The 10027-nt window shown below is 29.7% G+C and carries 12 protein-coding genes; 5 read left to right on the top strand and 7 right to left on the bottom strand.

What is annotated here, in order from left to right; translation table 11 throughout:
• Nucleotides 1–155: 155 nt before the first annotated feature.
• Together tnpB and tnpA are read right to left on the bottom strand one after the other, a co-directional pair.
• Complete coding sequence (tnpB, locus tag NH26_RS14400) at nt 156–497, bottom strand: IS66 family insertion sequence element accessory protein TnpB (RefSeq protein WP_071397163.1); 342 nt, start codon at nt 495–497, stop codon at nt 156–158.
• Entirely contained in the window at nt 497–775 is a 279-nt protein-coding gene (gene tnpA / locus NH26_RS14395; RefSeq protein ID WP_071397162.1) for an IS66 family insertion sequence element accessory protein TnpA, read from the bottom strand. The genes tnpB and tnpA overlap by 1 nt, the downstream gene beginning before the upstream one ends.
• Nucleotides 776–1070: 295 nt before the next feature.
• On the opposite strand from tnpA, the gene NH26_RS25470 reads away from it, so the two are divergent.
• The 4 genes from NH26_RS25470 (at nt 1071) to NH26_RS14385 (ending at nt 3147) form a co-directional block, all read left to right on the top strand.
• Complete coding sequence (locus tag NH26_RS25470) at nt 1071–1238, top strand: hypothetical protein (protein ID WP_158021944.1); 168 nt, start codon at nt 1071–1073, stop codon at nt 1236–1238.
• A 10-nt stretch (nt 1239–1248) separates the two neighbouring features.
• Nucleotides 1249–1380: a hypothetical protein gene (locus NH26_RS25800; protein ID WP_262494282.1), complete on the top strand. Its 132-nt coding sequence runs from the start codon at nt 1249–1251 to the stop codon at nt 1378–1380.
• Between the two features lie 440 nt (nt 1381–1820).
• Nucleotides 1821–2405 carry a DUF3267 domain-containing protein gene (locus NH26_RS25850; protein ID WP_044228621.1) on the top strand — a complete coding sequence of 195 codons (585 nt, stop codon included), beginning with the start codon at nt 1821–1823 and terminating at the stop codon, nt 2403–2405.
• Between the two features lie 376 nt (nt 2406–2781).
• Entirely contained in the window at nt 2782–3147 is a 366-nt protein-coding gene (locus NH26_RS14385) for a hypothetical protein (RefSeq protein ID WP_044228620.1), read from the top strand.
• Between the two features lie 883 nt (nt 3148–4030).
• On the opposite strand, the gene NH26_RS14375 is transcribed toward NH26_RS14385, so the two are convergent.
• From NH26_RS14375 to NH26_RS14360, 4 genes are all read right to left on the bottom strand, one after another.
• Nucleotides 4031–4447: a hypothetical protein gene (locus NH26_RS14375; RefSeq protein ID WP_044228615.1), complete on the bottom strand. Its 417-nt coding sequence runs from the start codon at nt 4445–4447 to the stop codon at nt 4031–4033.
• Nucleotides 4448–4490: 43 nt separating this feature from the next.
• A complete protein-coding gene (locus tag NH26_RS14370) occupies nt 4491–5684 on the bottom strand; it encodes a potassium/proton antiporter (protein ID WP_044228613.1) in 1194 nt (397 codons plus the stop codon).
• A gap of 5 nt (nt 5685–5689) precedes the next feature.
• Nucleotides 5690–6241 carry a DUF3124 domain-containing protein gene (locus NH26_RS14365; RefSeq protein WP_052432287.1) on the bottom strand — a complete coding sequence of 184 codons (552 nt, stop codon included), beginning with the start codon at nt 6239–6241 and terminating at the stop codon, nt 5690–5692.
• Between the two features lie 198 nt (nt 6242–6439).
• Nucleotides 6440–8059 (bottom strand): cation:proton antiporter family protein, encoded by a 1620-nt coding sequence (locus tag NH26_RS14360; protein WP_044228611.1) that lies wholly within the window; start codon nt 8057–8059, stop codon nt 6440–6442.
• Between the two features lie 265 nt (nt 8060–8324).
• On the opposite strand from NH26_RS14360, the gene NH26_RS14355 reads away from it, so the two are divergent.
• Nucleotides 8325–9542, top strand: coding sequence for an outer membrane beta-barrel protein (locus NH26_RS14355; RefSeq protein WP_044228609.1), 1218 nt, complete (start codon nt 8325–8327; stop codon nt 9540–9542).
• A 153-nt stretch (nt 9543–9695) separates the two neighbouring features.
• Here the strand turns inward: NH26_RS14355 and NH26_RS25465 are convergent, their stop codons facing one another.
• Nucleotides 9696–9866 carry a hypothetical protein gene (locus NH26_RS25465; protein ID WP_158021943.1) on the bottom strand — a complete coding sequence of 57 codons (171 nt, stop codon included), beginning with the start codon at nt 9864–9866 and terminating at the stop codon, nt 9696–9698.
• Nucleotides 9867–10027 lie beyond the last annotated feature (161 nt).

Below are 10027 nucleotides of genomic sequence, written 5' to 3'. Positions count from 1 at the left end.
TTACGCTTCTCGGATTTAGCCCCGAAAAGCATATTCTGAAACATGGCCACCTGTGCTTTTAATTGTGTGTTTTCTTCACTTAAAGAAGTGTTTGTTTGTTTCAGTGATGCTATTTTCTCATCTTTACTCACCTCTTATTTATAGCAATAATGATACTAGAAACGCACTTTTTGATTTCTTTTTTCTAAAGAAATGCCTTCTATTAACATCATAATTTGAGCAGAGGTTAAATGAATACTGTCACACTTTCCAAAACCTACTGGAAGTTCAAATCGACCTCTTTCTAATCGCTTATAATAGAGAGAAAAGCCACCTCTTTCGAAACGTAACAGTTTGATTTTATCTTTACTTCTATTGATGAAAACATAAATGTCACCACTCACTACATTCATCTCCATCAAAGAAATAACGATAGTACTTAAACCGTTAAATCCTTTACGCATATCCGTAAACTCACTGTAAAGGTAAATATGGTCTGTATTTCGTAAGGATAACATTAGAATAAATGAATCGCTTCTTTAAGAAGTTCAGTGTTTGATAAATGAACTTTTACTCCGTTAGGGTATTCAACTGTTATTTTTTGCTCAACAGGGTTAGTTGGAGAGATAGGAATAAATTGAGCAGGTGAGTCAACGTTTTTTTTACCACAAGTCTTGGTTACCCAATAACTGAAAGTAGGTGCTTTTATTGAATGAAGTGCGCAATAACCTTTTTGAGTTAATCCACTTTCTTTCCATGCTTCTAGATGAGCGTACATTTCTTCTTTTCTTGACATAATTGTTGTGTTTGATTATGTCGTAAAATTAATGCGTGGGATTATAGGATGATAGATGGAGTTGCCCGACTGCTTACAATTAGAGTAATACTAACTAGCTATTACACTCAATTAAGCAAAACTAATTATTATGAAATTTCAGGAATTAGAACTTGAGGCAGTTCGTTAGGCTAATGGGGGATTTGCTGTAATCCTAGGTGTTTCAACTGCTTTCTTCGCTAAATGCTTTTTAGCAGGGGTAGCAGCAGGAGCTGTTAGAGGAGCAGCATTTTAGCAGCAACTAGATAATACAACTATGAATAAGTTCAAAGAAATTAATATTTACGAACAAAAAGAAATTGAAGGTGGAGTCCTTTTTTATGCAATTAATTTAGGTTCTACTGCAGTAATTTTAGGTGGTTTTGTGGGCGGAGCTGCCACATACGCAGGCTATAGCGCTGCTAAATATATTGCCAAATTTTAATATTATATTTATGAAAGATTTTTTAAATGAACTCCAAAATGCTTTACCAAAAGGAATTAGTTCTATTACCTTTTTATCATGTTTTCTAATAGGAATGGTAATTGGTAGCTATGTTGTGGTGAGATACATTATTTTAGATTAAAAAATTGAGACAGCCTCTTTTTTCATGAAATAATATTAGTATACAACTCTATTTAAGGTGACTTTTTTTTAAAAAAAGTATTAAGATTTGTGCTTCAAAAACTAATTTACTTTAAAGCAAATTTCATTAAATAATGCTACTATCCAAAGAACTAATTAGAGTAATACTAACTATTACACTCAATTAAATAGACCTAAAGGTTATTTATTTCACAATTTTGAGTTCAGTAATTATTATCAAAGGAATTAAGGTCCCAAGTACTATATCCTCTAAGGATTAATATGTCCAACTTTAAAAAGTTTGAACTAAACCTCCTCTTCTGAAAAAGTAATGAGAAATAAAATGGAGTATTTTATTTCTATGATTATTCTATTAATATAATTTTAATCATAGGTTCATATTATAGAAAAGAACTATGATAATATCTAATTTTCTAAAACATGCCACTACAAACAATAAAGCATTCTGACGTGAATTCTTTCATTACTGATAGGTTTCAAAAAAATGGAAGGCTTCTTAAAAGTTATTCTCGAATTGAGTACATACAATTATTGATACTTCTTCTACTTATAGTCAAAGTATCAAATAGTTGTTATCACCAAGAGTATAGTGCTTTATTTTTATTAGGAGTATCTATTTATTTTTCCTTTTCTATACTTATTATTATCCATGAAATAATTCATTATCTAGGGTATATTATACTTGGAAAACGAGATGCCTATTTTGGAAAAGTCAAAAAGGCAATGATCTTCTATGTCACAACTCACTCAAGTAAACTAAATGGATATCAATATCTATTTATTTCAATGTTACCAATTGTTTTAATAACCTTATTCTGTATAATCTTCCCAATATTATATAATGATCTCCAATTATATTACTTTACTATTCCCGTAATGCTTTGTAATTACTCTTTTTCAAAAGGAGATTTTGCTTTCTGTGACTATGTTTTAGAACAAGGAATTTCTTCCTTGATTTTATGGAATAAACAAGAAACTATTTACATCCAAAAGACTGAAAAATAATTAGGGTTTTCTGAAAAGTCTAAAATCATCAATACCACTATAATTAAAGATGTTTTCAGATCGAAAATTATAAAAACGTAATGATTTCATTCTTCTTAAGAATAAATCACTTTTTCATAAAAAAAGGAAGCCAATTTAAACTAAAAAAACATTCATAATGGTATTTCGTAAGCAGTTGGGCTACTCCGAAATAAGAAAAAAACTTTACGTACAGCTTTAACAGGCAACTTCGAACGCCTAGAAGAAGTGATTGCATTGCACCTGATCATGATTTGAAAGGGTGGGTGTAAAGTGGATGTAGATAAGTATGGGTTGGTAGACTGCTAACCTAATTACAGTATCAAATTATACAGACAGAGTTAAAATAAAAGTTATCATGCATAAAAAAATAAAGTATTTAATTTACAGTTTTCTAGCTATTGGGTTTCTTCTTTTCATTCAAGGTTTTATAACAGGATTTCTAGGGTTTGGTAGAAACTATAAGAAATGTACATTTATCAATGAGGAAGGAAAAAAGGTAATACTATTTGGTATTAAACATATCGAATCTGAAAATTATTACAAGTCATTGACTAATGAATTTGATTCTTTAAATCAATTGGGTTATACCCTCTTTTACGAACAAATGAAAATTAATACTAAAAATTGCTCCTTACAACAAGAAAAAATCGAATATTTATTGAATCAACACTCTATTGAGAGATATAAAAGAATAGCTTTTTTTCTTGATCTTGAAGCTTGAACTAATTCAAAATTAAAAGATCACTTTAAGAATAATTTAAACCTTGATATCACAGCTTGTGACTATGTGAAGTTATATGAAAAAATTATAGGAGAACCTTTCGATATTAATAAACATAAAAGGGATTACAATATCGAAGATTCAATAATATTTAGTATTAGAGAAAATAAAATTGTAAAAAAAGTAATAAACAACCAGAATAAGAACTTGGTATTACTATATGGTGAAGGTCATTTTATTAATTTAAAAAATAAACTAATTCAAAATGGATATTCAAAGATTTAAAAAAAATATTACAATTTCATTGTCTTATGTTACAGGGACCTTCATTTATGATTTCATTTTTAATGAAGTTGACTTGAAGAAATATCTATTTTTTCTCGTATTCTTTTTAATTATTAATCACTTTTTAATTAAAAAAAATATGTCGATTTTTTAATTAAACACCCTAAAACTTAGTAATTACCTTTTTCATATCTAGTATTTTGGTATGTAAACCATCCACAAAAATAATGAGAACCAATGCTGCCTGACTAATGAAATTTGATAACTCAGTATAGTCATAAACCTGAAAAGAAGAATCACTTTTTCCTAGAAATAAACCTACTCCAATAAATATAAAGTAGCAGGAATACCCATTTTTTTTGATGGATTGTAAAGTAAAACACCAATTCTAATTAAGTTGGTAATTAGAAGAGTGATCTCATTGTCTAGTACAGTATCATCGTTCTATGAATTTAAAGGGATTGAATGACTTGTGAGTTAGAAGCACTTGCAAAACATATAATGGAAAGCTTAGAAAAAGCAGGTTATTAAAAATAATCAAGTCGTATTTAAACATAAAAAAGGTTCAAGATAAAATTATTTCTTGAACCTTTTTGTATTACTTTTCTTTCATAATGGAGACTAATTTCTCCTTCTCTAATACCAGATAAATAATTTTATCAGATTTCATTTGGTACTGTAATATGGTTAATTCTCCCCAAGTCCCCTCTAATTTCTTTTCATGATAAGGAGGGTGCTTCATCGTATTTCTCACCGACTCTTCTGACATGCCTATTTCGAGGCTGATTTTTTGATTACTAGAAGTTCCTGTCTTCGTTATTTTATTAATATGTACATTCTTTTTTTTATGACTACCTACTTTTTGTACTTCATAGAAGAACCCTCTTTTGTCTACCCCTTTTACAACATATTCTCTATTTTTAATAGTAACAGTATCTTCTAAACTAATATTCTGTGCTTTTGATATAGTGATACTACTTAATAGCAATGCGGCAATGATTATTATATTTTTCATGGTTTTAATTTTTTGTTTTTAGATAAAAACCAGCGGGCATTGGCTAATTTTCATCTTCTAATAGATCTATTTTTTTCGCTAAATACTCCATACTAAAAGGATGGATGATTAAAGACACAAACACCATAAAACTGACGATGTAAAATATCATATCAGCATTATTTACTTCAGATAAAACCGGTATCAAGGCAAACACAATGGGTGTTGCTCCTTTCAAACCACTCCATGAAATAAATATCTTTTTGTTTAATGGTTCTTTGATGGGTAAGTAAGAAGTAAACACTCCTAATGGTCTTGCTACAAAGAATAAGAATAGGGTAGGTAGAATCGCTATGGGAAGTACTTCCATTAAGTGTTTTGGAAAGATTTGTAATCCCAAAATCAAAAACATAATAGACTGTGCTAACCAAGAAAAACTATTAAAGAAATGTAGTGAATTATCTTTATTCTGATAATCTAATGTGTTTAATAATACGCCTAAAATATACGCACCTATTAAAGCATTACCACCCAAATACTCATTCAGTTTTAAGAATACAATTAAAACACTAAATAATAAAATAGGTATCAGTCCTTCTTCTTGAAAGTGAAACTTTTTAAACAAAAATTTAATCATATGAAATAGGGTAAAGGCTAACCCTCCTCCAATAAATATCTGCTGAAAGAAAAACTGTAAGCTTCCTAAGTAATCAATCGGTGCATCAGGTGTTTTTAAAATTCCCACAAAGATTAAAGTAAGTATCATTGCCATCGGATCATTAGTGGCCGATTCGAACTCTAATACCTTATCAGAAGCATATTTCAACTTCATTTTCTTTGCTTCTAAAACACCAAAAACAGCCGCTGCATCTGTAGAAGATACAATAGAACCCAATAAAAAACCTTCTAATAATGACAGTGGAGTAACAAATGACACAAAAACTCCCAATGCTAAAGAAGTGACTAAAACTCCTATATTGGAGACCAGTATTCCTTCTTTGATGACTTTCTTTATATCCAATACTTTGGTATGTAAACCACCCACAAAGATGATCAAGACTAGTGCCGTCTGACTTATAAAATCAGTTAACTCGGGGTTGTCATATACCTCAAAAGAAGAATCACCATTTCCTAAGAATAAACCAACACCAATAAAAATAAAGGCCGCAGGAATTCCTAAATCCTTAGTAGGATTATATAATAAAATACCGATAATAATTAAAACGGCAAGGAGTAGTGTCATCTCACTTCCAATCATAGTATTTAATGTTTATTTGTTTGTATTACTTGAGAATTAGAAGTGATTGTAAATCCATTATTTCCATGATGTCCTACAGAAACTGATTCTATAATAGGAACATCAATTAAAGCGTTTTTAGCTCCATAGTCCACTATAAAGTTAGCTCCAGAACCTCCAAGTTTATCATTGAATTCTATCACAAACTCTCTGGTTTCTAATGGTCTAAGCTTATTCGTTTTCTGAATGAGTTCTTTGATTTTTTCACCATAAGTATTATAATAATCTACAGAATTCAAATAAATATCATCTGTCATACTCGTATTTCTGATACTCAAAATTACCGTACAAAAAAGACTTGCAGACTTTGACTTATAATACAAATTAGAATAAGCAGGAATATATCTTTTCTCCTTAAAATGAAGTTCCGGAATATATTCCTGATCTAATTCTATATGATGAAGAGATCTTTCAACTTCTTCTAATCCAAACTTATTAATTTTGTTACAAGATAATGCTATCACAAAAAAGGTGAGGATTATCGCACTCAAAATTACTTTTTTATTAATATGTTTCATCTTTCTAGACATTTCTTTTTCTAATTCCTAAAAGCCAGATAAAGAAAGTATCCTACTAAGAAAAATGATAATCCCATTAATGCTATACCTGCCATATCAATATTGTTTATTTTAAAAATGATTATGACACAAAAGTAGGTATACCAATAGAGGTATGTAAGTTAACTACCGTATGTAACGGTTACTTGTCTTGTATAATTACATTGTTATTGTCACCTTTTTGAACGGTTTATTAGAAATAAGTTTTTGGGGTTGAAATTCCTCAATGGCATGTTGTGCAAAACCTTTCCCTGCCTCTCTATAGACATTAAAAACAGCATTTACTCCTAATTGCTTTAATGGTTGTATTTGATCGTTAAACTCTACAATAGCAGTTGTTTTACCCTTGTATTTTATTTTATTCAATTGTTCTGCCCCCAACTCATTGGCATGATGGTGAGGCATTGCAAAAAATATTAATTCAATATCATTGATATTTTTTAAACGCATCCAAAAGTCACTATCAACTGCATCTCCCTGTATAACATTTCTACCTTCTACTCTTTGTCGTTCAACAGTATGTTCGTTCACTTCAATACCCAAAATCACATCACCAAACTGTCTTTGCATTTCATCATATACACCAGAACCAATACGTCCCATCCCAATCACAATTACTTTAGCCTGTCCCAATTCAATCATCTTATCCATAATATTGAATCGACTTTTCTCTGTTTTAAACTGACTTAATCCTAAATAAACTTCATTACTTTTATTATTGATCGGAGCCGATATCAAGAAAGATAAAGAAACAGCGATAGCTATACTTACTAACATTTCCCCAGGTAACCAACCCATTTTATAGGCTAACCCTCCTACGATTAATCCAAATTCGCTATAATTCATCAACATCAAACTACCAAAAACGGATGTTCTCACTCTAAAATTAAATCGGTCAAATACCCTAAAATATAACCACCCTTTTATAGGTAATAATATCACTAAAGCGATAGCAAATAATAAGGAATTTAAGGTAACTGAAGCGGTTAAACCAATATCTAAAAAGAAGCAAACTAGTAATAACTCTTTTATATTAAATAAAGCTTTTGATAACTCTGATGCTTTCTTATGACTTGATAATAAAACACCCATAATTAAGGCGCCTAAATCGGCCTTTAATCCTACCATAGAAAATAGACCCGCACCTACAACTAAAGCCATAAATACCCCAAATAAAACAAGCATTTCGCCATGTTCCACGGTGTCTAATAACTTAAAGAATAAAGGTCTCAGAAGTGGCAACCCAAACAAAAGTAGTGCCCATACCTCAGGTACTTTACCTGAACTAATCGTCATGAAAACCACTGCAAAGATATCTTGCATTACAAGTACGCCAATGGCTAATGAACCATAAACAGCATTCATTACCCCTTTTTCCTGAAGTGTTTTGATTGCGAATACCGTACTTGAAAAAGACAAGGCAAAAGCAATTAAAAATAACTGAGGCCAACCTAAGTCTTGTAGAATAGATAAGCCCATCCATTGTAAACACCAAAGTGCAGCAACAAAATAAAGAGAACTTATTAAATTATGTATCAATGAACTTAACCAAATATGCTTACCAATAAGCATTTTGATATCTAATTTTAATCCAATTGTAAACAACAATAAAGTAACACCTAAATCAGCTAAAGATCTGATATGTTCTGTATCGTTTACTCCAAAATAATGTAATAAGAAGCCCGTTAATAAAAATCCAACTAAAGGAGGGAATTTTAATTTTAAAGCAATGTAACCAGCAATAAAAGCTGATAAAATAATGATAATCTGTGTGGTCATCTATGAAAATAGGTTAGTGAATTATTTAGTTTTAATCGCATCTGATTATATGAAAAAATGCTCATTTATCAAAGGTCTGTTTGTTGTTATTACTTAATATTTAAGCAATTAATAATAAACCCGAAACACTTTTTCAATACCTCTTTTTTAGGATAAAAATATGAACTAGGATTAGAATATTTAGACTTAAAAAAAGGTAAATAGAACTATTACTTACCTAGTATAAACCATTAGATTTAAAATCTTAAAACAAACTAAAATTCTTATGTATTCTAAACTATTCCTCCTTCTTCTATCTTCACTATTTTTATCGAATGCTTACTCTCAAAATACTTTTCAGAGAGGGCATTATGTCAATCAAAACTCAGATACAATCCAATGCTTTATCAAAAACTTAGATTGGAGACTTGAACCTCAAAAAATCCTTATTAAAGCTAGTGAGTCACAAAATGATTCAAAAGTTCTATTAAAGAACGAAATCAAGAGTTTTGAAATATATGGAGAAGTCAAATATGTTAAAGCTGTAGTTGATGTTGATAGAGCACCTCAAAATGTCAATATCGATCTATTAACTGAAAAAAGATCTCCTGATTTCAAAAAGGAAGAAGTTCTATTAAAAGAGCTCTATTCTGGTGAATATGTCTTATATGTTTTTAATCAAAACGATTTCCATTTCTTCTACCTCAAAAATAAAGAGGGAGATATTGATGTTTTAGTATTTAAAGAATATTTGGTGAATGATGGTTTGAATATTAAAAAGAACAATTATTATCAACAACAATTGTATAACATCTTCGAAAAAAATGGTGCTACTTATAATAATGTTAAAGAACTATCTTACGAAGATTCTTCACTAATTAAATTTTTTCAAAAATATGATAAGAGTAATAAAGTAAAGAGTGAAGTTCCTGATAAAATGACCTCCAATAAATCAATTAGAGTTAATATAAAACCAGGTATATCTATTGGAGATTATGTTTACGAAAAAAATACAAAAACTAATTCTTTAATGGATGAACCTATTGATTTTGGATCAAAAACTAACTTTAGAATTGGTGTAGAACTTGAAATTGCATTCTCATTCAATCATCAAAAATGGAGGATTTATATAGAACCTAGTTATAGAAAATATCACTCTTCGGTAACAAGTGGTAAATATACTTTTGATGTCAATTATCAATCTTTATATTTCCCAATTGGAGGTAGATATTATTCTTATATCAACCCGAAACTATCTTTATATTACAATGTAGGTGTTGTTCTAGATCAACCTATAAATTCTACTTTTGAACATAATATTTATGATAACCCTTCAGAGATAACTTCTAAATTGGGCTATCATTTAGGAGTAGGTTTTAAGTATAATGATAGATGGGGATCAGAATTTAGATATAACTATCAAGGATCTTTATTTAGAAGTCATTACAATAATATTGATAAGTTTAAGACGTTCGAATTGAACTTTATTTATTCAATCTTTTAGTTCAATAAAAGAAAAAGGCTCGTCATAAAAACGAGCCTTTTGTGTTCTAAAACCAATTAAAAGTCAATTCTCAATAAAATAAATCAATCTTGTACTATTTTATGCTTTACGAAAATTTGAGTGTGATAATAAATACTTTAAATACAACTCAAGTTAATTATTAGGCGTAGGTGCAGGGTCTGCAACAGTAGGATGTTCTGGAGCAGGTTCAGGTACTACAGGGTGTTCTGCTGATGGTCCTTCTGGTAGCGGCTCAATGTCATTACTATCTGAACATGAGAAGAATAAAAATGATGCAATGGATATAACTAATAATTTTTTCATGATAATAAGATTGTAGATTAATTAATAATTTTCATATTTAACCAAACGGTTAAACAATGATTTAGGTTTGGGTTTTAATTTATTTTAACCTTTAAATAATGAGTAAAAAAAACACCCTAGTAATTAAGAGAATTACTAGGGTGTTTTTGATTTAAGAAGTG

It is taken from the genome of Flammeovirga pacifica (genome assembly GCF_000807855.2).
Lineage (GTDB): Bacteria > Bacteroidota > Bacteroidia > Cytophagales > Flammeovirgaceae > Flammeovirga > Flammeovirga pacifica.
This window is presented reverse-complemented; position numbering and strand designations above follow the sequence as displayed.

Bases quoted from the DNA above. Each gene is read 5' to 3' on its own strand.
- tnpB (WP_071397163.1), bottom strand. From the start codon at position 497: ATGTTATCCTTACGAAATACAGACCATATTTACCTTTACAGTGAGTTT.
- tnpA (WP_071397162.1), bottom strand. From the start codon at position 775: ATGTCAAGAAAAGAAGAAATGTACGCTCATCTAGAAGCATGGAAAGAA.
- NH26_RS25470 (WP_158021944.1), top strand. From the start codon at position 1,071: ATGAATAAGTTCAAAGAAATTAATATTTACGAACAAAAAGAAATTGAA.
- NH26_RS25800 (WP_262494282.1), top strand. From the start codon at position 1,249: ATGAAAGATTTTTTAAATGAACTCCAAAATGCTTTACCAAAAGGAATT.
- NH26_RS25850 (WP_044228621.1), top strand. From the start codon at position 1,821: ATGCCACTACAAACAATAAAGCATTCTGACGTGAATTCTTTCATTACT.
- NH26_RS14385 (WP_044228620.1), top strand. From the start codon at position 2,782: ATGCATAAAAAAATAAAGTATTTAATTTACAGTTTTCTAGCTATTGGG.
- NH26_RS14375 (WP_044228615.1), bottom strand. From the start codon at position 4,447: ATGAAAAATATAATAATCATTGCCGCATTGCTATTAAGTAGTATCACT.
- NH26_RS14370 (WP_044228613.1), bottom strand. From the start codon at position 5,684: ATGATTGGAAGTGAGATGACACTACTCCTTGCCGTTTTAATTATTATC.
- NH26_RS14365 (WP_052432287.1), bottom strand. From the start codon at position 6,241: ATGAAACATATTAATAAAAAAGTAATTTTGAGTGCGATAATCCTCACC.
- NH26_RS14360 (WP_044228611.1), bottom strand. From the start codon at position 8,059: ATGACCACACAGATTATCATTATTTTATCAGCTTTTATTGCTGGTTAC.
- NH26_RS14355 (WP_044228609.1), top strand. From the start codon at position 8,325: ATGTATTCTAAACTATTCCTCCTTCTTCTATCTTCACTATTTTTATCG.
- NH26_RS25465 (WP_158021943.1), bottom strand. From the start codon at position 9,866: ATGAAAAAATTATTAGTTATATCCATTGCATCATTTTTATTCTTCTCA.